The 23,104-nt window shown below is 31.8% G+C and carries 25 protein-coding genes; 11 read left to right on the top strand and 14 right to left on the bottom strand.

Annotated features, from left to right (window positions below):
- Window positions 1–235 precede the first annotated feature (235 nt).
- Genes LQ609_RS06815 through LQ609_RS06800 form a run of 4 tightly spaced genes read left to right on the top strand, consistent with a single transcriptional unit; the run spans window position 236 to window position 3,764 of the window.
- Window positions 236–682, top strand: a complete 447-nt coding sequence (locus LQ609_RS06815; RefSeq protein ID WP_239734494.1) for a PTS sugar transporter subunit IIA — start codon at window positions 236–238, stop codon at window positions 680–682.
- Window positions 683–692: 10 nt separating this feature from the next.
- The gene (locus tag LQ609_RS06810; protein WP_239734493.1) at window positions 693–2,075 is read left to right on the top strand and encodes a PTS fructose transporter subunit IIC; all 1,383 of its coding nucleotides are present in this window, start codon (window positions 693–695) and stop codon (window positions 2,073–2,075) included.
- A 30-nt stretch (window positions 2,076–2,105) separates the two neighbouring features.
- Complete coding sequence (locus LQ609_RS06805) at window positions 2,106–2,969, top strand: ketose-bisphosphate aldolase (RefSeq protein WP_078357925.1); 864 nt, start codon at window positions 2,106–2,108, stop codon at window positions 2,967–2,969.
- A gap of 24 nt (window positions 2,970–2,993) precedes the next feature.
- Window positions 2,994–3,764 (top strand): DeoR/GlpR family DNA-binding transcription regulator, encoded by a 771-nt coding sequence (locus LQ609_RS06800; protein WP_078357924.1) that lies wholly within the window; start codon window positions 2,994–2,996, stop codon window positions 3,762–3,764.
- A gap of 92 nt (window positions 3,765–3,856) precedes the next feature.
- On the opposite strand, the gene chrA is transcribed toward LQ609_RS06800, so the two are convergent.
- Genes chrA through LQ609_RS06780 form a run of 4 tightly spaced genes read right to left on the bottom strand, consistent with a single transcriptional unit; the run spans window position 3,857 to window position 7,070 of the window.
- Window positions 3,857–5,020 (bottom strand): chromate efflux transporter, encoded by a 1,164-nt coding sequence (gene chrA / locus LQ609_RS06795; protein ID WP_078357923.1) that lies wholly within the window; start codon window positions 5,018–5,020, stop codon window positions 3,857–3,859.
- A gap of 36 nt (window positions 5,021–5,056) precedes the next feature.
- Window positions 5,057–5,449 (bottom strand): arsenate reductase (thioredoxin), encoded by a 393-nt coding sequence (arsC, locus tag LQ609_RS06790; protein ID WP_078357922.1) that lies wholly within the window; start codon window positions 5,447–5,449, stop codon window positions 5,057–5,059.
- A gap of 17 nt (window positions 5,450–5,466) precedes the next feature.
- Window positions 5,467–6,756 carry an arsenite efflux transporter membrane subunit ArsB gene (arsB, locus tag LQ609_RS06785; protein ID WP_078357921.1) on the bottom strand — a complete coding sequence of 430 codons (1,290 nt, stop codon included), beginning with the start codon at window positions 6,754–6,756 and terminating at the stop codon, window positions 5,467–5,469.
- Window positions 6,756–7,070, bottom strand: a complete 315-nt coding sequence (locus tag LQ609_RS06780; protein WP_078357920.1) for an ArsR/SmtB family transcription factor — start codon at window positions 7,068–7,070, stop codon at window positions 6,756–6,758. Before LQ609_RS06780 ends, arsB begins: the two co-directional genes overlap by 1 nt.
- 202 nt (window positions 7,071–7,272) lie before the next feature.
- Between LQ609_RS06780 and LQ609_RS06775 the strand changes: the two genes are divergently transcribed.
- The 6 genes from LQ609_RS06775 (at window position 7,273) to LQ609_RS06750 (ending at window position 9,602) form a co-directional block, all read left to right on the top strand.
- The gene (locus LQ609_RS06775; RefSeq protein ID WP_078357919.1) at window positions 7,273–7,473 is read left to right on the top strand and encodes a hypothetical protein; all 201 of its coding nucleotides are present in this window, start codon (window positions 7,273–7,275) and stop codon (window positions 7,471–7,473) included.
- A 32-nt stretch (window positions 7,474–7,505) separates the two neighbouring features.
- Window positions 7,506–7,826, top strand: a complete 321-nt coding sequence (locus tag LQ609_RS06770; RefSeq protein ID WP_078357918.1) for an ArsR/SmtB family transcription factor — start codon at window positions 7,506–7,508, stop codon at window positions 7,824–7,826.
- A gap of 88 nt (window positions 7,827–7,914) precedes the next feature.
- Window positions 7,915–8,799, top strand: a complete 885-nt coding sequence (locus tag LQ609_RS06765; RefSeq protein WP_239734492.1) for a permease — start codon at window positions 7,915–7,917, stop codon at window positions 8,797–8,799.
- A 63-nt stretch (window positions 8,800–8,862) separates the two neighbouring features.
- Window positions 8,863–9,000, top strand: coding sequence for a hypothetical protein (locus LQ609_RS06760; protein WP_088369003.1), 138 nt, complete (start codon window positions 8,863–8,865; stop codon window positions 8,998–9,000).
- Window positions 9,001–9,072: 72 nt separating this feature from the next.
- Complete coding sequence (locus tag LQ609_RS06755; RefSeq protein WP_078357916.1) at window positions 9,073–9,336, top strand: type II toxin-antitoxin system Phd/YefM family antitoxin; 264 nt, start codon at window positions 9,073–9,075, stop codon at window positions 9,334–9,336.
- A complete protein-coding gene (locus LQ609_RS06750) occupies window positions 9,336–9,602 on the top strand; it encodes a Txe/YoeB family addiction module toxin (protein WP_078357915.1) in 267 nt (88 codons plus the stop codon). The genes LQ609_RS06755 and LQ609_RS06750 overlap by 1 nt, the downstream gene beginning before the upstream one ends.
- A gap of 60 nt (window positions 9,603–9,662) precedes the next feature.
- On the opposite strand, the gene LQ609_RS12690 is transcribed toward LQ609_RS06750, so the two are convergent.
- From LQ609_RS12690 to licT, 9 genes are all read right to left on the bottom strand, one after another.
- Window positions 9,663–9,791, bottom strand: a complete 129-nt coding sequence (locus tag LQ609_RS12690) for a hypothetical protein (RefSeq protein WP_275583333.1) — start codon at window positions 9,789–9,791, stop codon at window positions 9,663–9,665.
- A 762-nt stretch (window positions 9,792–10,553) separates the two neighbouring features.
- Entirely contained in the window at window positions 10,554–11,912 is a 1,359-nt protein-coding gene (locus LQ609_RS06745) for a PTS ascorbate transporter subunit IIC (RefSeq protein WP_078357914.1), read from the bottom strand.
- 19 nt (window positions 11,913–11,931) lie between these two features.
- Complete coding sequence (locus LQ609_RS06740) at window positions 11,932–12,216, bottom strand: PTS sugar transporter subunit IIB (RefSeq protein ID WP_078357913.1); 285 nt, start codon at window positions 12,214–12,216, stop codon at window positions 11,932–11,934.
- A gap of 1 nt (window position 12,217) precedes the next feature.
- Complete coding sequence (locus LQ609_RS06735) at window positions 12,218–12,658, bottom strand: PTS sugar transporter subunit IIA (protein WP_107509199.1); 441 nt, start codon at window positions 12,656–12,658, stop codon at window positions 12,218–12,220.
- Window positions 12,659–12,660: 2 nt separating this feature from the next.
- On the bottom strand, window positions 12,661–14,604 hold the full coding sequence (locus LQ609_RS06730; protein ID WP_239734491.1) for a BglG family transcription antiterminator: 1,944 nt from the start codon (window positions 14,602–14,604) through the stop codon (window positions 12,661–12,663).
- Window positions 14,605–14,806: 202 nt separating this feature from the next.
- Entirely contained in the window at window positions 14,807–16,261 is a 1,455-nt protein-coding gene (locus LQ609_RS06725) for a glycoside hydrolase family 1 protein (protein ID WP_239734490.1), read from the bottom strand.
- A 26-nt stretch (window positions 16,262–16,287) separates the two neighbouring features.
- Window positions 16,288–17,715: a 6-phospho-beta-glucosidase gene (locus tag LQ609_RS06720; RefSeq protein ID WP_275584145.1), complete on the bottom strand. Its 1,428-nt coding sequence runs from the start codon at window positions 17,713–17,715 to the stop codon at window positions 16,288–16,290.
- Window positions 17,716–17,728: 13 nt separating this feature from the next.
- Window positions 17,729–19,639, bottom strand: a complete 1,911-nt coding sequence (locus LQ609_RS06715) for a beta-glucoside-specific PTS transporter subunit IIABC (protein WP_239734488.1) — start codon at window positions 19,637–19,639, stop codon at window positions 17,729–17,731.
- Between the two features lie 183 nt (window positions 19,640–19,822).
- Window positions 19,823–20,653 (bottom strand): BglG family transcription antiterminator LicT, encoded by an 831-nt coding sequence (gene licT / locus LQ609_RS06710; RefSeq protein ID WP_239734487.1) that lies wholly within the window; start codon window positions 20,651–20,653, stop codon window positions 19,823–19,825.
- A 161-nt stretch (window positions 20,654–20,814) separates the two neighbouring features.
- Between licT and LQ609_RS06705 the strand changes: the two genes are divergently transcribed.
- Entirely contained in the window at window positions 20,815–21,228 is a 414-nt protein-coding gene (locus tag LQ609_RS06705; RefSeq protein WP_078357911.1) for a DUF2871 domain-containing protein, read from the top strand.
- A gap of 713 nt (window positions 21,229–21,941) precedes the next feature.
- Here LQ609_RS06705 and desA read toward each other — a convergent pair.
- Entirely contained in the window at window positions 21,942–22,919 is a 978-nt protein-coding gene (gene desA / locus LQ609_RS06700) for a Delta(5) desaturase DesA (RefSeq protein ID WP_237687665.1), read from the bottom strand.
- Window positions 22,920–23,104: the final 185 nt, after the last annotated feature.

Here is a 23,104-nt window from a genome sequence, read left to right as displayed (position 1 = left end):
CTTCTGAAAATTTTGTAATATCTAAATATCATTTAACAAAAATTTCATATAAACATGTATTTAGATTATCTATACATTAATTTTTGGACGATTTCGTTCACTAAAATAAATGATTTGTATAACATTTTACTCTATATGACATAAATCATTCAAACTATTGAACAGTTTGAATACTATTGATATGATTGTACCCAACAAGTAAGCGCTTACTTTTAATGGTGAAAGGGGAAATACTATGAAACTAACTGAACTTATTGATAAAGATACTTTTGTTTTTGATGAATCAATCACTACAAAAAATGAACTATTTAATTCACTAACTGAAGTTTTGAATGAAAAAGGTTATTTAAAGAATGAGAAAAAATTTCTAAAAGATTTATACAAACGGGAAGAAATTGTTTCAACGGGAATTGAAGATGGATTTGGCATACCACATACAAAGTCAAAATATATAAATAAACCAATAATTACTTTCGCAAAAACTTCTAGGTTATCTGATTATATTGCTTTAGATGACACAAAAATATATATAGTTTTTCTTATTGCGTTACCAAGAAACACTCATGAATCACATTTAGATTTACTAAGTGAATTAGCTAAATTACTAATGGATTCAGAATTTCGCCAATATATTAAAAATGCTGAACAAGCAGATGAAATTACAACAATTTTATCTGTATAGGAGGAATATTATGAATATAGTAGGTATTACAGCTTGTCCTACAGGAATTGCACATACTTATATGGCAGCAGAAAAATTAGAAGTTACAGCAAAAACACTTGGTCACAATATAAAAGTTGAAACTCAGGGGTCAAAAATCGAGAATATTTTGACCCAAGAAGAAATAAATAATGCCGATTTAATCTTACTCGCTATTGATAAAGAAATTGACTTAAATAGATTCGGTGGTAAAAAAGTTAAAAAAATTTCAACTGCACAAGCTATTAAGAATCCTGAAAATGTAATAAATGATGGTTTGAATGATATTGAAACCATATACATTGAAGATAATAATGAAAAGAACGGATCTACAAACAAAACTGGCATTTATAATCATTTTATGAACGGTGTAAATTATATGCTCCCCTTTGTAATAGCAGGCGGGATTTTAATAGCTATTAGTTTCGCCTTTGGGATCAATGCATCTGATCCTAATTCAGAATCATATAATAAATTAGCAGCTGCGCTTTCTAAAATTGGTGGTGACACCGCTTTTCAATTAATGGTGCCAGCCTTATCCGCTGGTATTGCATCTTCAATTGCGGGGCGAGCCGGATTTGCTCCTGGGTTAGTGGCAGGTACTCTAGCAACCGTGGATGGTTCAGGATTTTTGGGAGGAATGATCAGTGGGCTCATCGCTGGTTATGTAACTGATGCTTTGGCTAATAAAGTTAAAATACCAAAATCTATTTCAGCACTTTATCAACTCATTATTGTACCTTTAGTTTCTATTTTAATAGTTGGGCTTTCTATGATATTCCTTATTAATACCCCTATTGCATGGTTACTTGATACTTTAACACATTGGTTAAATAGCTTAGGTCAATCTTCTGGAATTTTATTCGGATTATTGATTGGAGCAATGATGGCTGCTGATATGGGTGGACCAATCAATAAATCTATTTCAACATTTTCTATCGGATTGATGTCAGCTGGTGTTACTGCCCCTATTGCAGCATGTATGGTAGCAGGTATGACACCCCCTCTAGGTTTAGCATTAGCAACTCTAATATTTAAAAACAAGTTCACTCTAGAGGAAAGAACTTCAGGAAAATCTTGTTGGGTGTTAGGCGCCTCATATATTACTGAAGGTGCTATACCATTTGCCGTTGCTGATCCTCTACGGGTTATACCAAGTTTAATATTAGGTTCTGCTACTGCTGCTGCAATATCCATGGGAGCAAGTGTAACATCTTTAGCTCCACACGGCGGAATTTGGATAATGTTTATACCTAATGTTATTAATCATTTATTCATTTATTTAATTGCAATTATAAGTGGAACGCTTGTCACTGCATTATCTGTAGGATTATTAAAGAAAAAGATTTCAGAAGAACAAATTAATAAGATTTAATTAATTTAATATAAATAAGGTGGAGATTTAATGTTATATAATATGAAAGACTTACTAAAAGTAGCAAATGATAATCAATTCGCAGTTCCAGCTTTTAACATATGTAGCTTTGACATGCTTAAATCCATTATGGAAAAAGCAGAATATCTTGATGCCCCTGTTATTCTAGAAATACATCCTGATGAAATTGAATATCTTGGAAACCACTTTGTTTCTGTAGTTAGAGCATATGCTTTAAATAGTAAAGTTCCTGTTGTAATTCACTTGGATCATGGTGGCACATTATATGATGTTACAAGAGCAATTAGAAATGGTTATACATCTGTGATGATAGATGCTTCAACAAAATCATTTGAAGATAATATAGCTATTACTAAAAAAGTTGTAGAAATGGCACATAATGTTGGCGTTTCAGTAGAAGCAGAATTAGGTACCATTGGTAATAATGGTTCTAGTGAGGGTGGAGCGGATGAGATAATATATACAGATCCTGACCAAGCTGAATACTTTGTTAATGAAACTAATATTGACACTTTAGCTGTAGCAATAGGAACATCTCATGGTTTGTATCCAAAAGGTAAACAACCCAAATTAAATATTGAATTACTAAAAGAAATTAATTCCAGATTATCCATACCAATAGTATTGCATGGTGGTTCAGGAAACCCTGACGAAGAAGTTCGTGAATCTGTACAACATGGAGTAGGAAAAGTTAATTTAAGTTCTGATTTGAAAAGCGTATTCTTTGAAGGGATTAGAAAGACTTTAATTGAAAATAAAAATATGTATGAACCCAACGAAATCTATCCAATTGCAAATGCAAGATTAAAAGAAGTAGTTGATTATAAAATGAATTTATTGAATACTGTAGGAAAAGCAAAGTTATATAATTAATAATTTATAAAGGCGGTCTATTTTATGCTTAAAATTATTGAAGAACGACAACAAATTATAATTAACCATCTAAAAATAGTTCAATTTGCAAGAACTCAAGATTTAATTGACTTAGTAAAGTATAGCGAAGCAACAGTCAAAAGAGATTTAATAGAATTAGAAAAAAAAGGTCTAGTCAGAAGAACTCGTGGTGGTGCTATGATTATAGACAATCAAAAAATAGATTTGCCCTATTTAATGAAAATTATTAATTTTAATGAGCAAGATAACAAACATAAACTTGCTGAAAAAGCAAAAACACTAATCACTGATGATATGGTCATTTTTTTAGATTCCAGTACTACTACGTTACACCTTATTAAAATGTTATCTAAATTTGAAGGCTTACAAATTATAACTAATGGCGTTCTCACAGCATCACTTTTATCAGAATTCACAGAAGCTCAAATTAATATTTTAGGAGGAACAGTAGTTAAAAAGAGAAATACCATTAATGGATCTAAAGCTTTTAATGATGCTCTGACATACAATGCAGACATATCTTTTGTTTCATGCAGAGGATTTGATTTAGAGAAAGGTACAACAGAAACTACTGAGGGGGAAGCATTAATAAAACAGGCATTTAGAAGAAATTCTAAGCACTTAGTTTTACTTGTCACAGAAGATAAATATCACAATCAGTACCTTCATAAAAGTTTAGCATTAAATGAAATAGATACTGTAATTACTGACTATAATTTATCGCATAATGATATTGACATATTAAAAAGAAATAACATTACATGTGTATATTAACATCAAAAAAACGAGAACTTCGAGGTTTTAACCGGAGTTCTCGTTATATAATTATCAGCATTTTAAGTACTATTTACATCCTGTGATTTGTATTAATAAAATAAAACACCTAATATTATCCCTATCAAAACAATAGACCATGACGGCAGTTTAAAATACATCAGTAATATAAATAATGAGCTGGCTAGTACAAAATCTAAATCTGATTTAATTGTTGAAGTCCAAATTGGATTATACAAAGCAGCGATAAGAATACCGACTACGCCTGCGCTTATTCCTTTTAAAAATCCTTCAGCGTAAGTGTTAGATTTAATAGCATCCCAAAATGGTAAGATTCCAAATAACAAAAGAAACGCTGGTAGGAAAATAGCAATAGTAGCCAAAAGTCCTCCTCCAAAGCCTGCTATAGTCATACCAATATATGAAGCAAACGTAAATAATGGACCAGGAACAGCTTGAGCGGCTGCATAACCTGTTATGAAGTTATCGGGTGATATTAATCCTTGTGGTACAAACTCATTTTTCAATAAAGGCAAGACAACATGTCCACCTCCAAAAACTAAAGAACCTGATCTATAAAAACTATCAAACATTTTTAACCATAGATTATTTGTCACAGAACTAACTATCGGTAATACAGTTAATAGTAAAAAGAATAATGATAATGAAATAAAACCTAATTTTTTTGGTAACTTAAATGATTTCCTTTTTATTTTAATTCTATCTGTTGAAGTTTGTTTTAGAAATATGAGACCATATACACCAGTTATTAATAGCGCAATAACTTGTATATAAAGATTATCTATTAATAATGATAATATAAGAACAAATAATGCTAATATAATAGTAGTTTTAGTATTTGTTAATTTTTTACCCATTCCTATAATAGCTTGGGCGACAATAGCAACAGCTACAAGTTTTAAACCTTGCAACCAAGTAAAACTTGCATCACTATTAGTAAATAGTGTTGAAAATATCATCAGTATAATTACAGAAGGAAGTGTAAAACCGATAAATGAGATAATACCTCCCCCGATGCCTCCTCTTATAGTTCCTATACCAATACCTACTTGGCTACTTGCAGGGCCAGGTAAAAACTGACATAGTGCTACCAAATCGGAGTACTCCTTTTCATCAAGCCACTTTCTTTTCTTAACATACTCATCATAAAAATAACCTAAATGAGCAGTTGGCCCCCCGAATGATAATAAACCCAGTTTTAATGCAACAAAAAATATATTTATATAATTATACATAAAGAGCTCCTTATATATCGCTGATTAATTTTTTATTCAACTATTGAATTCTTTAATTTTTTTGCCAATTTCATCTCTAACACGTTGGAATTCTGACCATTCTTTACCTGCTGGATCATCAAATCCCCAGTGTTCTTTTTTTACGTTTGGTGGTAGTATAGGACAATTATTGTCTGCATCACTACATAAGGTTACGACCAAATCTGATTGTTTTAAGATATCATTATCAATCAAGTCTGATGTATGATTTGAGATATCAATACTTACTTCTTTCATAGCTTCTACTGCTTTAGGGTTAACACCATGTGTCTCAATACCAGCAGAATAGACATTCCAATCTTCTCCTAATATTTCCTTTCCCCAACCTTCAGCCATTTGGCTACGACATGAGTTTCCAGTACATATAAAATAAATTGTCTTCTTATCCATAAATAAACCCTCTTTTCTTAAAATATGATTAGTGTAAGGTATAAACCTAAAAGTGTTACAAATAGTACTGGAATAGTAATAATGATTCCAGTTTTAAAGTATGTCCACCAAGAAATCTTTACTCCTTTTTGTGTTAACACATGGAGCCACAATAATGTTGCTAAAGAACCAATTGGCGTAATTTTAGGCCCTAAATCAGAACCGATTACATTCGCATATACCATTCCCTCTTTAATAGTACCTACTACATTAGATTGTCCAATAGCAATAGCGTCTATTAAAACAGTTGGCATGTTGTTCATAATAGAGGATAGGAATGCTGCTATAAAGCCCATACCCATGATACTGCTAAATAATCCATGACTTGAAATATTAGATAATACATCAGCTAAAATTGTTGTGATACCTACGTTTTTTAAACCAAATACAACTAAATACATACCAATAGAAAATAGAACGATGTTCCATGGTGCACCTTTAATCACTTGTTTTGTATGAACTGCTTTAGATTTACGAGCTAACATCACAAAGATAAAAGCAATAATACCAGCAATGATTGATACAGGAATTTGAATAAACTCACTTATAAGATAACCCACGAGTAATATTGCTAATACAACCCATGAAACTTTAAATAATTTCGGATCTTTAATTGCATCTTTTGGAGCTGTAAGATTTTCTGTATCGAATGTTTTCGGTATAGATTTTCTGAAATATAACCATAAAATAAGAATACTAGCAATCAGAGAGAATATATTAGGAATAATCATTCGACTAAAATACTCAATAAACCCAATATTAAAGTAATCTGCAGAAACAATATTAACTAAATTACTAACGATTAAAGGAAGTGATGTGGTATCAGCAATAAAACCACTGGCAATAATAAAAGGAAAAATCACTTTTTTATTAAATCCTAGATTCCTTACCATCGCTAATACAATGGGCGTTAAGATTAAAGCAGCACCATCATTTGCAAAAAATGCTGCTACAACTGCCCCTAAAAGCATGATAAAAACAAACATTTTTAATCCGTTACCGTTTGAAGCCTTGACCATATGTATCGCAGACCATTCAAAAAATCCAATTTCATCTAATATTAATGAAATAAGAATAACAGCTACAAATGTTAGGGTAGCATTCCAAACAATACCAGTTACTTCTAATACATCGGAAAAACTTACGACCCCTGTAATGATAGCAACGACAGCTCCAATTAATGCTGTAATACCAATATCCAAGCCTTTAGGTTGCCATATCACAAAAATTAAAGTTAAAAGAAAAATTACAATTGCTAAAATTGTCATCAACATTCACCTGATTTCATATTTTTACACACACAACGTTGATTAGATTTATTAATGACTTTTAAATTTTGATTAATATCATCTAAAATTGCGTGATTAAGTTGATACATGTGTTTATTACCATTTTTTCGTGTAGTAACTAAATCATTATCTACTAATGACTTCATGTGATGACTGAGCGTAGGTTGTGAGAATTGAAAGTGTTCTAGCAAGTCACAAGCACATAACTCACCGCAAGATAGTAAATCTAGTATTTCCAATCTACTCGGATCTGATAAAATTTTGAATATTGATGATAGTTCTTTATAAGACATAAAAATACCTCCTAGATATTAAATAGACTATCATCTATATAGCTTTATGTCTATATAGTTTCCACCTATTTCTAGTATTAAATTAGGATACGTTGTAAATAACTAGTTTTGTTACCTTGCAAAAATTAAAATAATTATTTATAGTTAATACATCAAGAAAAGTTGATATATTGTTTTAGTATTTATAAAGGAGTCCAATTTTATGAGAGTAAATCACGCAAGTACACTGTCAGTTGATTATTTTGTTAGTTATTTAAATTTAATTATGATATCAAGGAAAGTTTCTCTAAAAAAAGCTATATTATATATGAAGAAAGAGTTTTTTAAAGGTGAAACGAATATATATGGTGAAATGACAGAAACTCATTTTAACCAAGCAATAAAAGAGCTTAAACAGAAATAGAGACATTTAAATATCAAAGAGGTGATTATTCAATGGAAGTAATTAAATCCAGTCCTAATAGAACTGAGGAAGAACAATTAGATTTTTATGAACAGATGTTTAATGCACTTGCTGATAAAATTAGACTTAAAATTTTGCATTCAATACGTCAAAGCGATACAAAATCTTTGTGTGTATGTGATTTGGAGAAAGTATTAGAACTAAAGCAATCAAAACTTTCTTATCATCTAAAAAAATTAGTAGCTGTAAATATTCTTATTGCTGAAAAACATGGTACATGGAACTATTATAAAATTAATGAGCAACAAATACAGGTAGTTTTGAATGAAGATACTTGTTGTAAGATATTATAAGTATCTTCTTTTAATATAAAGTTAATCAACTTTTTTTGATTAATATATCAAAAAAAGTTGATTAAACAAATTCGGAGGCATTATCCTAATGGTAGATTCAATTATAGATTTCATAAAAACATTTTTAATGTTGTTTTTTGAATTATTAATATTATTCATAATCGTGAGCTTTATTGTAAGTCTAATTCAACAAGTTGTTTCAGAAGATAAAATTAAAAGATTTTTGAGCAAACCTAACCAAGCGATTAATTATATATTTGGAATGGTATTTGGTGCTATTACACCATTTTGTTCCTGTTCCACAATACCCATACTCGCAGGTCTATTAAATTCTAAAATTCCTTTTGGACCGGCAATGAGTTTCTTGATTGCTTCACCATTAATGAATCCTTTAATGTTGTTTATGTTATGGGCTTTATTAGGTTGGAAAGTTGCTGTTGTTTATTTTGTAGTACTAGCAATTTTTAGTATTTTAACAGGTCTAATATTTTCAAAAATGAATTTAGCTGAAAGTTATAAAGGAGTTAATGTTAAAGGAGACGGATTTTTTGCTAACAAAACAGGGTCTCGTTTTAAACAAGCATTAAACGATGCGTGGGCATTTTTATACCCAATGCTACCTTATCTATTCATTGGTGTGTTTATTGGTGCATTTATATATGGGTTCGTACCTGCAACATTTATAACTAAATATGCAAGTGGCGATGGTATTATCTCTGTATTCATTGCTTCTGTTATTGGTATTCCTATGTATATCAGACCTGAAAAAATGTTGCCTATAGCTGAAGCATTAGTATCAAAAGGTATGTCGCTAGGAACAGTTGTTGCATTGATAATTGGTGGTGCTGGGGCAAGTATTCCAGAAGTTGTATTGCTATCTAAGTTATTTAAGAAAAAATTTGTTGTATCATTTGTTATCGCAATTTTTGTTGTAGCTATTGCTACAGGATTAATTGTAAATATGATTGTTTAAATTTAAGAAGGATAAATAGTGAATCAAGTAGCGTCAGTAATCAATATATAAGGAGGTGTTAAAATGGAAAAAAACGCATTTAAAAAAGCTATTTCTAAATTAAAGCCTAAAAAGCAATCTTGTTGTTCCGTAGAGATTGAAGAAAATAAAGAGAGCACAGACGACCACAAAAATAAAGATCAACAGAATAATAAAGAATGACTTTCCTTGATAAATGAGAAAGAGCAGTATAATTATTATGTTTTTTTATATTTCTCAAAATTCTATCAATAAATTGTAAAAAAACTAAAAACGCCTACTAATGCGAGAAAAGAATTCTATGAATTACTTAAACAGGTTAATGATAGTCATGAGCCCGTTTTTATAAGTGGCTCTAAAAGCGAGAATAATGCAGTCATTATAGGACAAAAAGATTGGAATAGCATTCAAGAAACATTGTTTCTTGAATCAACAGGAACTATGGATAAAGTTAGAGAACGTGAAAAAGATAGTAGTGGCTATTCTGATATTGATGCCTTGGATTGGGATAATATCTAATGAGTAATTACAGTGTTTTTATTAAAAACTCAGCAAAATCAGACTTAAAGAAAATCAAACAATCACAACTTAAAACCCCGTTTTTAAAGATTGTAGAAACGTTAAAGGAAGATCCCTATTTTCCAAATCAGTCTTTTGAAAAGTTACAGCCCAAACATTTGGAACGTTATTCTAGAAGAATTAATCACCAACACAGGGTAGTTTATACAGTTAATGAAGATAGTAAAGAAGTCTTTATCACCTCAGCATGGTCTTATTACGAGTAAGTCAAAATACTCTCATCATAAGTTAAATATTAAGATTTTCTTCCTTACACTTTTATTACTTTATTCTTCTTTATTATCTTCTACTTTAGATTCTATGAGTTGAGTATATAGTTTTCTAACACCATCTTCATTTTTTTGAGAATTTTTTACTACACAATGAATATTGTAAGTGTTCTTTTCGATTTCCAATCACACTTAGCTTATTCAAATCTTTTATTTTCCCTCTTCTTTTTAATAATTCTTTTTGAAAGCCTAATACTTTTTTTGCTCTGTGTTATTTAAATCAACCATTTCAACAATATGTTACACATTAGTCACTATCTTTTCATATATAGTGAGTTGTTTCTTACTAAACTCTTCGATTAACTACCAAGTTAATCTACAACTTACAACATCTCTTCGATTAACTACCGAGTTAATCTACAACTTACACCATCTCTTAGATTAATTACCGAATTAATCTACAACTTTACCCATCTCTTCGATTAACTACCAAGTTAATCTACAACTTACACCATCTCTTCGATTAACTACCAAGTTAATCTACAACTTACAACATCTCTTCGATTAACTGCCAAGTTAATCTACAACTTACACCATCTCTTCGATTAACTGCCGAGTTAATCTACAACTTACAACATCTCTTCGATTAACTGCCAAGTTAATCTACAACTTACACCATCTCTTAGATTAACTATCGAGTTAATCTACAACTTTACCAATCTCTTCGATTAACTACCGAATTAATCTACAACTTACACTATCTCTTCGATTAATTACCGAGTTAATCTACAACTTAACCAATTTCTTCGATTAACTACCGAATTAATCGAAGACTTACCTCATCTTTTCAAAAATCGACTTAATATAAGCAGACTATATCTCATCTTTCCGATTATCTCCACATAAAAAAGCACTTCGTCATCTAGACGGAGTGCTCTCTAATCCTACTTACTTCTCTTCTACTACTTTTTTGTTAGATCGTTTTTGTAATAACACGCCTAATACGCCAATTATGATTATGATTGCGATTACGCCTGCTAGTCCTAAGAATTTTGCTATATATCCTACTACGATTCCTACTGCTAAGAAGTCAGTGTCTGAGAATGTAGTTGATGCTGCTCCTAAATCTCCCATAAATGGTAGGAGTAATAATGGTAAGAATGTTACTAATATACCGTTTAACGCTGATCCTGCAATGGCTCCTTTTATTCCGCCTCTTGCATTACCGAATACGCCTGCTGTTGCTCCTAAGAAGAAGTGTGGTACAACGCCTGGTAATATTACGACGCCTCCTATAAGGAACATGATTAACATGCCTATAACTCCAGTGACGAAACTGACGAAAAATCCTATTAACACAGCATTTTGTGCGTAAGGGAATACAATCGGACAGTCTAATGCTGGTTTCGTATTTGGTACGAGTTTTTCTGAAATACCTTTAAATGCTGGTACGATTTCAGCTAAAATTAATCTCACACCTGTCAAAATGATAAATACCCCTGCTGCAAATGTTACACCTTGAATAACTGAGAATACTATAAAGTTAGTACCGTCACTTAATTCTGAATGTACGAAAGTTGGTCCTGCAAATAATGCAGCTATAATATAAAGTACGATCATTGTTAATGAAATACTTATTGTACTTTCTCTCAAGAAACTTAATCCTTTAGGAAACTTAATATCTTCTGTTGATTTTGATTTCCCAGAAAATAATTTACCAATTTCTCCTGCTGCCCAGTAACTTACTGTTCCAAAATGACCTATTGCTACTTGGTCTGATCCAGTGATTTTTTTCATTGTGGATTGTCCAAGTGCTGGTAATACTGCCATAATCAGTCCTAAAATAATTGACCCCATTATAACTGTCATTGTCCCTGTAATATTACCTACAGTTAACAGTATTGCTAGAAAAGCTGCCATATAAAATGTGTGATGACCTGTTAAGAAAATATATTTTAAGTTTGTAAATCTTGCGATAAATATATTAACTAACATCCCGAACATCATAATTAAAGCTGCTGTTGTTCCGTAATCTTTTAAAGCAATGGATATAATGGCTTCGTTATTTGGAACGACACCTTGTACACCAAATGCTTCTTGAAACATCTTCCCGAACGGTTCTAATGAATTTGTAACAACACCTGCTCCAGCACTTAATACAAGAAAGCCTAGAATTGTTTTAATTGTACCTGATGTAATATCAGCTGCTGATTTTTTCTGTACAATTAAACCAATCAATGCGATAAGTGCTACAAGTATAGCAGGTTGACTAAAAACATCTACAAAAAATCCTAATATTGAATTCATGATGCAGTCTCCCCTTTGTTTATAAAATGTTCAGTGCTTTTAATTTTTCTTCTAGTTTATTTTGTAATTCTTCTTTATCTAAAATGTTATCTAGCACAACAACTTCACCTAATCTTTGTGCATTTTCTTCTAAATCTCTACCACAGATAAAGACATCAGCCATATCAGGACTTGCTGACATTATGTCACTATGTTCAACTTTAACATCATCTGGAGCTTGTAAATTTTTCAGTGCTTCCTGTGCATTCATTTCAACCATGAAACTACTTCCTAAACCGTGTCCACAAACTACTAAAATTTTCATATTAATCATTCTCCTTAAATATATTTATAATTTCTGATTTATTTTTTGCTAAAACAAGTGATTGAACTGTTTCTTTATCACTTAAAATTGTTGCTAGTTTTTTTAAAATTTCGAGATGCGCTTCGTTATCGATGGCACTTAATACAAATACTAATGACGCAAAATGACTATTGTCCGAAAAGTTAATGTGTTCATCTAGTTTAAGTAAACTTAATCCTACTTTATTCACATTCTCGTTAGGTCTTGCATGTGCAATCGCAATTTCAGGTGCAATTACAATGTAAGGTCCCATATCATGAACACTCTTAATCATTGAATCGACATAATCCTTATTAAAATAATCTTCCTGTAATAATGGTGCTGCAGCTATTTGGATACTTTCTTCCCAGTTAGCAACTTTATCTTTCAATTGTATATGTTCTTCTTTTATAATTTGGGTCAAATTTAGACACCCTCCTCATTTTGGCTCACCGTTTTGATGAGTTGTAATATTCTTTCTTTGTTACCTTTAATCATTTCATTTCTATTTTCTTCATTCATAATGATTTGGCTTAACTGACCAAGTGCGTTCAAATGTATTTGAGATTGACTAGTAGCGAGTATAACCACGACTTTTACAGGATCAAATCGTTCATGTCCAAAGTCGATTCCATCTTCAAAATGAACAATGGACATACTTACAGGAACATTTACATTCTCAAAATTTGAATGCAATAATGCGATATTTGGTCCAATCACCATATAAGGCCCAAATTTATCTAGGTGGTCAACAATTTCATCACCATATTGTTTATTTACGTGGTCTGCATCTACTAAAGTTTGTACACTTTTTTTGATTGCTTCATTTCTGCTCGTAGCTTTAATATGTGTTTGAATATGATGTTCAGGTATGACATCTTCTAAGCTAGGTCCAACCATTTTGAAACTAGAAATATATCTTTCTCTATAATCATTAATCATGTGATTGATTTTATTTCTATCTTCTTTATTTAAAAATGGTGAAACTTCGATAGTCGGTACTGAAAAGCCATCAACCGGTACAGTTGAAAGGATATAGTCTACTCCATGTGATTTTAGAAAACTTTCCGAAATATCATAAATTGAAAAAGCATCTAAGATTTCTAATTCTGGATAAATATTCTTAATACGACTTTTCAACAATTGTGAAGTCCCAACACCAGAACCACATAACAAGATGACTTTAATTTGAGTTGTTTCTTCGCTAGATAATCGTTCTATTGAAGAAGCAAAATGCAGTGCTAAATATGCAATTTCATCTTCATTAAACGTAACTTGATATCCTTCTTCTAATATCCAAACTTGTTTTTTAATCGCTTGTACTAAATCTTGATACTCTTTTAAGATTTCATTTTTCAATGGATTTGAATGTTCCATATTAAAAGTCATTCTATGGATGGCGGGTTGTAAATGTGTAACAAGACCCGTCAGCAATTTATGATCGTGAATGAGCGGAATACCTATTTGAGCACTGACTTTTTGAATGAACAAACTAGATAAATGAGATAAATTTTGTTGTGTTTCTTCTTGATGAAATTTATTTACCCTAGCACCTAATAAATGTAATGTAATAAATGCAGCTTCACTTTTAGGAAACTCAATATCAAATAATTTTTCTAACTCGGTGGTAATTTGAATTGCAATGTTAAACGCGTCCGTATTACTTAACCTCTCATACTCTTCATCAGGAATTTCAAAAACAAATTTCTTTTTCGCGCGATGAATTGCAATAATAATGTGATAAATCAATCCATCAATACCAACTTGAACTAATTGAAAATCTTGTTCACTTATTGTTGTAATGACAGCACGTCTTATTTTTTCAAGTTCATCTTTAGAAAAAATTTCAATTCCAATTTGAGCAGTAGATTTACGGAAATACTCATTCACCACGTTGGCATAAGCTTCTCTTAAATTCTTTTCATTACCTTCAATAACAAATCCTTTATTCTTTTTATATTCCAGAATAAGAGCATATTCTTCTAACCAAAGCTGTACAGACTTCAAATCATCTACAACCGTTCGGCGTGATACATTAAGAAGATCAGCTAAACTTTGAGAACTAATCGGACTTGAAGATTCAAATAAACTTAAGATAATCTGTTCTTTTCTTTCATTTTTAGAATAATGAATGTCCAATTCGACATTAGAATTTTCATTATAATTTTCTTTTTGTGATAATTTGACGCCCAAACTTTTATTTCTATCAACATCAACATTCAAATCATTTTTAAACGATTCAATAAACTCCAAATCATATTGAATCGTCCGTTCAGTAACTTGAAATAAAGATGCCAATTCAGAGATCATTACGAAGTCCTTCTCAGCTGATAAATATGACAATATATTTCTTTGACGTTTGCTAAGCAATCAAATAACCTCCTTGTTTATATTGTAAGCGTTTGCTTAAAGTTATAGATGTGTAATCTACTTCGTTTTATAATCCGAAACATTTCACATCAATGCAAATAATAAGAACTTTTAGAGTTGGGAGTGGACTTAATCTATGTCTCCAACATCAAAAAAGCTGAGACAAGTAATTTGTCTCAGCTTCTAATCTCAATATTCTATATTATAGGTTCTTACCGTTTGTTGCGATGACCTCTTTATACCAATCGTAAGAGTCTTTTTTAGATCGGGCTTCTGTACCGTTTCCGTCATCGTCTTTATCTACATATATAAATCCGTATCTCTTACTCATTTCACTTGTTGACATAGATACTAAATCGATTGGTCCCCATGCTAAGTAACCCATCACATCTACACCATCTATTACAGCTTTTTTAATTTCTTGAATGTGTTTTTCTAAGTAATCGATTCTATATGAATCATGTATACTTCCATCCGCTTCTACTATATCTTTCGCCCCTAAACCATTTTCTACTATAAATAATGGCTTATGGTATCTATCCCAGAATTCATTCAATACGATACGAATTCCAATAGGATCGATTTGCCATCCCCAATCTGATGCTTCTAAATATGGGTTTTTCAGACTGTTCATCAAGTTACCTTCTGTTACTTCCCCGTCTTCACTATTTGCAGAAAGCAATGACATATAATAGCTAAATGAAATGTAATCTACTGTATAGGCTTTTAATATTTCTAAATCTTTATCTTCAATTTGTAACTCAATATTGTTCTCTTTTAAAAATTGTTTGTAATAGTTTGGATATTCTCCTAATGCATGAACATCTGTATATAAGAGATTCATTTGATCATCTTGCATTGCTTTTAATACATCTTCTGGATTACAAGTGTATGGATAGTGTTTCATACGTGCTAACATACATCCAATTTGACCATCTCCATCAATTTCTCTTAATGCCTTTGTCACTAAACTTGAAGCTAAAAGTTGATGATGCAATGCTTGATATGAGGCTGCTTTTGGATCATCTAATTGATCTGAAATAATGCCACCACCTGTAAACGGTGAAATATTTATAATGTTGATTTCATTAAATGTCATCCAATATTTTACTAATCCTTTATAGCGTTTAAAGACTGTTTTAGCATAATGTTCAAAATGCTCAACGACTGCTCGATCTACCCAACCATTATATTTTTCAGTTAATCCAAAAGGTGTTTCGTAATGACTCAATGTTACGACTGGTTCAATGTTATAAGACTTCAATGTTTTAAAGACATTCTCATAAAATTTCAACCCTGCTTCATTTGGTTCATGCTCATATCCTTTAGGAAAAATTCTAGACCAATGAATTGATAATCTAAATGCTTTAAATCCCATTTCAGCTAATAGTTTAATGTCTTCTTCATAATGATGATAAAAATCGATACCTTCTCTTTTTGGAAATCTACCATTATGTTCACCACTCAACACTTTTTGTATATGTTCAGTCGTTACTTCCATATGATTGTCTTTCGTTCTTTGATCTTTCGGAATATATTCTACAAAGTCTGCACTTGATAAACCTTTGCCATCTTCATCAAATGCACCTTCAATTTGGTTAGCTGCAGTAGCGCCACCCCATAAAAATCCATCTTTAAATCCAGTATTTGTATGCATATATAGTGCTCCTTTGATAATTTGTATTAATAACTTAAATCTTCACCATTTGTTTGAATCACTTTTTGATACCAATAAAATGAATCTTTAGGCGTGCGGTCTAAAGTACCATTACCTCGATTATCTCTATCTACATAAATGAAGCCATAACGCTTTTTCATTTCTCCGCTTCCAGCTGAAACTAAATCAATACATCCCCAAGATGTATAACCTAATAATTCAACACCATCTTTAACTGCTTCAATCATTTGATCTAAATGTTCACTTAAATATTTAATACGATATTCATCATGTATTTTTCCATCATCAGTAACTTCATCTTTAGCGCCAAGTCCATTTTCAACAATGAATAGAGGCTTTTGATAACGATCATAAATTTCATTCATTGTGACACGTAAGCCGACTGGGTCAATTTGCCATCCCCAATCTGACGCTTCTAAGTAAGGATTTTTTAGGGATGCAAACGCATTACCTGCACCTTTTTCTTTATTCACTTCATCGTCTCCGCTTTCTAAACGACTTGAGTAGTAAGAGAAAGAAATAAAATCTACAGTATTTTCTTTTAATATTGCTTTATCTCCCGCTTCTTGATGAATTTCTACACCAAGTTCTTCAAACATGCGTTTACTATAGCTTGGATATTCGCCTCTAGATTGCACATCAATAAAGATATATTGTTCTCTATTTTTTTGAAGTGCAGACAACATATCATTAGGATGACATGTGTTTGGATAAACTTCTCCAGCCGCTAACATACAACCGATTTGAAAGTCAGGATTAATTTCTTTACCAACTTTTGTAGCAAGGCTTGAACCTACTAACAAATGATGTGCAGCTTGATATTTGATTTGTTCAGCTTTTTCACTATCTTCAATAATTAAGCCGCCACCGATATAAGGTATGTGTAATATCATATTGATTTCATTATGTGTTAACCAATATTTCACTTTATCTTTATAACGATCAAATACGACACGACTATAATTCACAAAGAAATCAACTGTTTTTCTGTTATACCAGCCACCATATTCTTTCGCTAAATGAAGAGGTGTATCAAAATGATTTAAAGTTACTAAAGGCTCAATATTATAAGCTTCTAAAGTATCAAACACTTTGTCATAAAATGCTAAACCTTGTTCATTCGGTTCAGATTCATCACCTTTCGGGAAAATTCTTGGCCAAGAAATTGACATTCTTAATACTTTATAGCCCATTTCAGCAAATAATTTAATATCTTCTTCATAACGATGATAAAAATCGATTGACTCATGACTTGGGTAATAATCAAATGTTTCTTGCAAACCTTTAGCTGGGTCAAATAATGGTACATGTCTGTCGTCACCAGCTGGTAATACATCTACTAAACTTAATCCTTTGCCATCTTCTTTATAAGCACCTTCAGATTGGTTAGCGGCAATAGCGCCCCCCCATAAAAAACCTTTATTTAAACTCATCATTTAGTCCTCCTTATAAAATTACTGTTAGTATATGTTTCCCTGATTCTATTGTTTCATTTTCTTCAAGCACGATGTCTTTTGCTAAGTTTGTATTGGTTACGACAACTGGAATAACAGTATCAAACCCTTCTTTAGCAATTGCTTCTCTATCAAACTCAATTAATGGTTGTCCTATTTCAACAGTTTCTCCTTGTTTAACTAAAGCTTTAAAATATTTACCTTCTAATTTAACGGTATCAATACCGATATGGATAAGTACTTCTGCACCATGTTCTGATTTTAATCCGATAGCATGTCCTGTAGGGAATAAACTTTCTACAACACCATTAAATGGCGCTACTACAATATCATTATCAGGTTCTATCGCAATACCTTTACCCATTGCTAAAGATGAGAATACAGGATCTTTAATTGTTGCTAAATCTACTAGTTTCCCTGATACTGGTGATTCAACTAATACATCATTTACCATTTCTGTTTGAGAATTTTCTCCTGCATCTTTTCCTTTTTCAATCGCTGCTTCTTTTTTGTCACTATGTGTTAAATAACCAACAATCAAGCCAAGGATAAGTGCCACACCAGTGCTAATTAGTGACATCCAGAATGCTGTATCTAAACCATTTTCACCAATGAATGTTGTATACCCAAAGATACCAAGTCCACCCATGAAATACATCTTTGTACCAGCAACACCTAACATTGCCCCAGCAATACCTGCTACGATACAACTATAAATAAATGGTTTCTTTCTTGGTAATGTAATACCATATATTGCCGGTTCTGTTACACCAAAGAATCCCGAAATAAATGCTGGAATACTTAATGATTTCAATTGTTTATTTTTTGTTCTTAAAAATATACCTATTACAATACCAGTTTGTGCGAATGATGCTGCAAATGTAAGAGGAATAATAATATCAAACCCAGAAGTAGAAATATTATTAATCGCAATTGCAACCAATCCCCAATGTAAGCCGAATATAACAAACACTTGCCAAAATGCACCTATCAGTAAACCTGCCACTAATGGACTGAAGTTATATAATCCTATCGCACCGGCCCCGATTAAGTTAGCTGCCCATGTAGAAATTGGCCCAATAATAATAAATGTTAAAGGTACGATAATTAATAATGTAAAGAATGGTACTAAGAATGTCTTAACGACATCTGGAATTACTTTTTTCAAGAACTTCTCTAATATCGAAGCAAAAAATACTGAAAATACAATCGGTATAACACTTTGTGTATAAGTCATCGAAATAACTGGTATACCTAAAAATGTTAATGCTGTTTCTGATTCAAAGAATGTACCGCTAAATAGCATCGTTGCATTTTCATTTCCTGCTGCCATTGCACCAACAAGTGTCGGATATACTAACGCTGCTCCTAAAGCCATCCCAATAAATTGATTAGAACCAAACTTTTTAGCTGCTGTTATTCCTAAGAATATTGGGAAGAAGTAGAATAACGCATCCCCAATTGCAAACATAATTTGATAAGTACCTGATTCTTCAGAAATCCATCCGAGTGCCATAAACAGTGCAGCAAAACCTTTAATCATACCCGCTGCAGCTAACACGCCTAGTATTGGTTGGAATATTCCTGAAATAAGATCAATAAATCTGTTAAACAGTGAACCTTTATTTGATGTACTTTCACTTGAAGAATCATCACTCATATGTGCTTCTTTTCTTACTGCGTCATATACATCTGGAACATGGTTCCCGATAACAACTTGATATTGTCCGCCCGATTCCATAACTGTTACAATCCCGTCTTTGTTCTTAAGATATTCAGTATCGGCTTTCTCGGTATCTTTCAACTGAAATCTTAATCTTGTAATACAGTGCGTTAAAGAATTAATATTCTCTTCCCCGCCGACTTTCTCAACAATTTCCTTTGCTAGCCCTTCATATTTCATATAAATCCCTCCATTTTCACATAGAAAAACCCAGAATAATACATACGAATCCCAATGTTCGTAATGCATTACTCTGGGTTTTGCCTACTTAAAGTTACAATCCCAAATAGCATATAGCTATTTAAAGTAATTGTTTATTAATTTAAATTTATTATAACGCTTACATTTAATTTGTCAACGCTTTCATTTTGATTTCAATAGTCTCGCTATATGTAATATGAGATAAACCCTCTCGTCATTTGACAATTCATGATTATAATTTATTTTTAATAAGTCACCTATTTTATCAACACAACGGTTAGATTCACTATATTTTTTCTGAAGAGTAGACAATAAAGAAACATCCATCACCTCTTCTAAACTTTCAGAATTAATCAATCTTTGACTGAAAAATTTTAGATGCGTTATAAAACGAGCATAGCTCAACTCTTCTTCTGATATATCTAAATTAAAATGATATCTTACAAGATTCACGATACTTTGCGTGATTTTTGTAATTTCATAAACATTCGAAATAGATTCGTTCATATTGGCATTCACAATATGCATTGCGATAAATCCTGCCTCATCTTTTGGCAACTCCAGTCCAAAATGTTCATCTATCTTATCAACACCATATAACCCGATGTTAAATTCTTGAGGGTATAATCGTTTAATTTCATATAACAAAGGATTATTAATGATCGTACCTTCCTTATGACGCTTTATCGCATAATTAATGTGATCAGTTAATGCGATATAGATGGATTCTGATAAAGGTTCTTTATATAATTTATTAGCCTCAACTATAATATCTTGAGAAATTAACAGTACATCATCATCTAACTCTTTAATTAAAGTGAGCATCCGTTCTTGTTCTGCACTCGTTAGACGAAAAACTTTATCAATCTTATCCTTCTCTAACATTTGGCCATTCTTCTTCCCAAAAGCAATACCAACACCCATAACAATGCGCTCGTCCCCGTTAATCTTTGAAATCACAACATTGTTATTCAATATTTTAGTTATTTTCACGACATCCTTCCTTCCCAAAAAATGTACTGATTTTTCTGTTAATAATCATTATAACAATAATATTAAATTTTTAAATATTTTATATAGTTGTTCATATTCAGTTCATATATTTGTATTAATATTTAATTTGTTAATAAAAACAATTAAAAGGAGAAACAATAATGAAAAGATTATTTTACAGTTCAGCAATTTACACGGCATTAGGATTATTAAGTGGACTATTCTATAGAGAAATGAGCAGAGCTAACGACTTCGAAGGCTACTCTCAATTAAATGTTACGCATACACATATGCTCGTATTAGGTACAATCATGTTTCTAGTATTCTTACTTATAGAGAAAAACTTTAGCCTAACAAGAAATCACAAACTATTTAACTGGTTCTTCATCACGTATCACGTAGGTCTACTATTAACAGTTGCTATGCAAATGACAAACGGAATTATGACAATAAAAGGAATAGAAGCTAGCCCAGCAATTGCAGGTATGTCAGGATTAGGACATATATTCTTATCAGTTGCATTCATCTTATTCTATGTACTATTAAATAAAAGCTATGAATTTAAAAAGCATTAAGAAGCAGGCTTCATAATTTAGATTGTGAATCGCACGATATCTTTGGAGTCTTCGTGCGTTATATACTTGCTTGATTTGAACTTGATAAGTTAAACGTAAAATCCTGGGACATAATTCTGAGTAATGTCCGTAAGAGGTACTGTTAGGGACATAATTCCAAGTAATGTCCGTAAGAGGTACTGTTAGGGACATAATTCCAAGTAATGTCCGCAAGAGGTACTGTTAGGGACATAATTCCGAGTAATGTCCGTAAGAGGAGCTGTTAGGGACATAATTCTGAGTAATGTCCGCATGAGGTGCTGTTAGGGACATAATTCCGAGTAATGTCCGTAAGAGGTGTCGTTAGGGACATAATTCCGAGTAATGTCCGTAAGAGGAGCTGTTAGGGACATAATTCCAAGTAATGTCCGTAAGAAGGGTCGTTAGGGACATAATTCCGAGTAATGTCCGTAAGAGGTGTCGTTAGGGACATAATTCCGAGTAATGTCCGTAAGAGGAGCTTCCTAAGGAGCACTATTCAGAATTCTGCCAGTTAGAACAACCTAAGGAGCACTATCCAGAATATTACAAGTTAGCGCACGACCTATATACACCAAGCCCCCAATCAAGATCCACAACCAAGCCTATCCACAAACCACACATCGCCCACTTCCTCCACACTAAAAAGAGCCGAGACAATTAATTTGTCCCGGCCTCATATATTTATAGCTATGTTATGCATGTCCTCTATTAAATCTACGTGCATATTCTTTAAAAGTGATAAAGCATTTATTTTTTTCGTCATAAAGTTTATATTTTAAAGATTCGAAGCTATCTTTGATTGTAATTGTAGTTGCATGATGTAATGGTGGTGTCTTTTCATGTGCTTGTTCTAATTGATAGTTTGGTATTCTTGGGCTTAAGTGATGCACATGGTGGTAGCCGATATTACCAGTCATCCATTGTATAACTTTAGGCAATTTATAATAAGAGCTACCTTCTATAGCTGCTTTTACATAATCCCATTCAGATGACTCTTCAAAATAAGCATCTTCAAATGTATGTTGAATATAAAATAACCAAATTCCTAACATTCCAGCTATAAATAGCATTGGTAGGAATACTAGCATAAATGGAACGGCTCCAACTAAGAAGAACATACCAACATAGAATGTTAGTAATACGATATTATGAATCCAAGTATTACGTTTTTCTTTTGGTTTAGCATCTTTTGCGTTCATTCTATTAGAAATAAACAATAAGAATATAGGACCTAGTATAAACATTACAAACGGATGTCTATACATACGATATTTAAATTGAGTAAATTTCGAAGCATCATGATACTCTTCAATCGTCATAACCCAAATATCACCAATACCACGTTTTTCTAAATTACCACTACTCGTATGATGAATAATGTGTTCTCTACGCCATTTTTCATACGGGAAGAACGTCATAAGTCCAGTTATGTTACCTAATAAATCGTTATTCTTTTTCTTACTTAAAAATGATCCATGACAACAATCATGGAAGATAATGAATGTTCTAATTAAAAATCCCGAAGCCAAAACGCCACAAATCAACGACAATGACCAATGTAATTGATAACTTAAGAACCCTACTACTACAAGTGCTATTAACGGAATTAATGTATTTATTATTTGTATTGTACTTTTCTTTAGATTGTTATTTTCAAATGGCTTTACCATTTTTCGTAGCAACTTCTTCTTCTCTTTTTCGATAATTCTCCACGTCCTTTTATTCAATAAATATAGAAAAAAGAAACACCTGAATGAATCAAATACTTCCATCTCTAATACTTATGATATAGCATAACAAGACACTTTACAATTAATATCTATTTCAAAAAAGTTGAATTCAATCAAGAAATATT

This window comes from Mammaliicoccus sp. G-M28 (genome assembly GCF_022386595.1).
Classification (GTDB): domain Bacteria; phylum Bacillota; class Bacilli; order Staphylococcales; family Staphylococcaceae; genus Mammaliicoccus; species Mammaliicoccus fleurettii.
This window is presented reverse-complemented; position numbering and strand designations above follow the sequence as displayed.

Excerpts from the sequence above, each read along its gene's own strand:
- LQ609_RS06800 (WP_078357924.1), top strand. The coding sequence starts at position 2,994 with ATGCTTAAAATTATTGAAGAACGACAACAAATTATAATTAACCATCTA.
- LQ609_RS06740 (WP_078357913.1), bottom strand. The coding sequence starts at position 12,216 with ATGAAAATTTTAGTAGTTTGTGGACACGGTTTAGGAAGTAGTTTCATG.
- LQ609_RS06780 (WP_078357920.1), bottom strand. The coding sequence starts at position 7,070 with ATGTCTTATAAAGAACTATCATCAATATTCAAAATTTTATCAGATCCG.
- arsB (WP_078357921.1), bottom strand. The coding sequence starts at position 6,756 with ATGACAATTTTAGCAATTGTAATTTTTCTTTTAACTTTAATTTTTGTG.
- LQ609_RS06720 (WP_275584145.1), bottom strand. The coding sequence starts at position 17,715 with ATGAGTTTAAATAAAGGTTTTTTATGGGGGGGCGCTATTGCCGCTAAC.
- LQ609_RS06715 (WP_239734488.1), bottom strand. The coding sequence starts at position 19,639 with ATGAAATATGAAGGGCTAGCAAAGGAAATTGTTGAGAAAGTCGGCGGG.
- desA (WP_237687665.1), bottom strand. The coding sequence starts at position 22,919 with ATGGTAAAGCCATTTGAAAATAACAATCTAAAGAAAAGTACAATACAA.
- LQ609_RS06805 (WP_078357925.1), top strand. The coding sequence starts at position 2,106 with ATGTTATATAATATGAAAGACTTACTAAAAGTAGCAAATGATAATCAA.
- LQ609_RS06750 (WP_078357915.1), top strand. The coding sequence starts at position 9,336 with ATGAGTAATTACAGTGTTTTTATTAAAAACTCAGCAAAATCAGACTTA.
- LQ609_RS06775 (WP_078357919.1), top strand. The coding sequence starts at position 7,273 with ATGAGAGTAAATCACGCAAGTACACTGTCAGTTGATTATTTTGTTAGT.
- chrA (WP_078357923.1), bottom strand. The coding sequence starts at position 5,020 with ATGTATAATTATATAAATATATTTTTTGTTGCATTAAAACTGGGTTTA.
- LQ609_RS06815 (WP_239734494.1), top strand. The coding sequence starts at position 236 with ATGAAACTAACTGAACTTATTGATAAAGATACTTTTGTTTTTGATGAA.
- LQ609_RS06760 (WP_088369003.1), top strand. The coding sequence starts at position 8,863 with ATGGAAAAAAACGCATTTAAAAAAGCTATTTCTAAATTAAAGCCTAAA.
- LQ609_RS06705 (WP_078357911.1), top strand. The coding sequence starts at position 20,815 with ATGAAAAGATTATTTTACAGTTCAGCAATTTACACGGCATTAGGATTA.
- LQ609_RS06765 (WP_239734492.1), top strand. The coding sequence starts at position 7,915 with ATGGTAGATTCAATTATAGATTTCATAAAAACATTTTTAATGTTGTTT.
- LQ609_RS06770 (WP_078357918.1), top strand. The coding sequence starts at position 7,506 with ATGGAAGTAATTAAATCCAGTCCTAATAGAACTGAGGAAGAACAATTA.
- LQ609_RS06725 (WP_239734490.1), bottom strand. The coding sequence starts at position 16,261 with ATGCATACAAATACTGGATTTAAAGATGGATTTTTATGGGGTGGCGCT.
- LQ609_RS06745 (WP_078357914.1), bottom strand. The coding sequence starts at position 11,912 with ATGAATTCAATATTAGGATTTTTTGTAGATGTTTTTAGTCAACCTGCT.
- arsC (WP_078357922.1), bottom strand. The coding sequence starts at position 5,449 with ATGGATAAGAAGACAATTTATTTTATATGTACTGGAAACTCATGTCGT.
- LQ609_RS06810 (WP_239734493.1), top strand. The coding sequence starts at position 693 with ATGAATATAGTAGGTATTACAGCTTGTCCTACAGGAATTGCACATACT.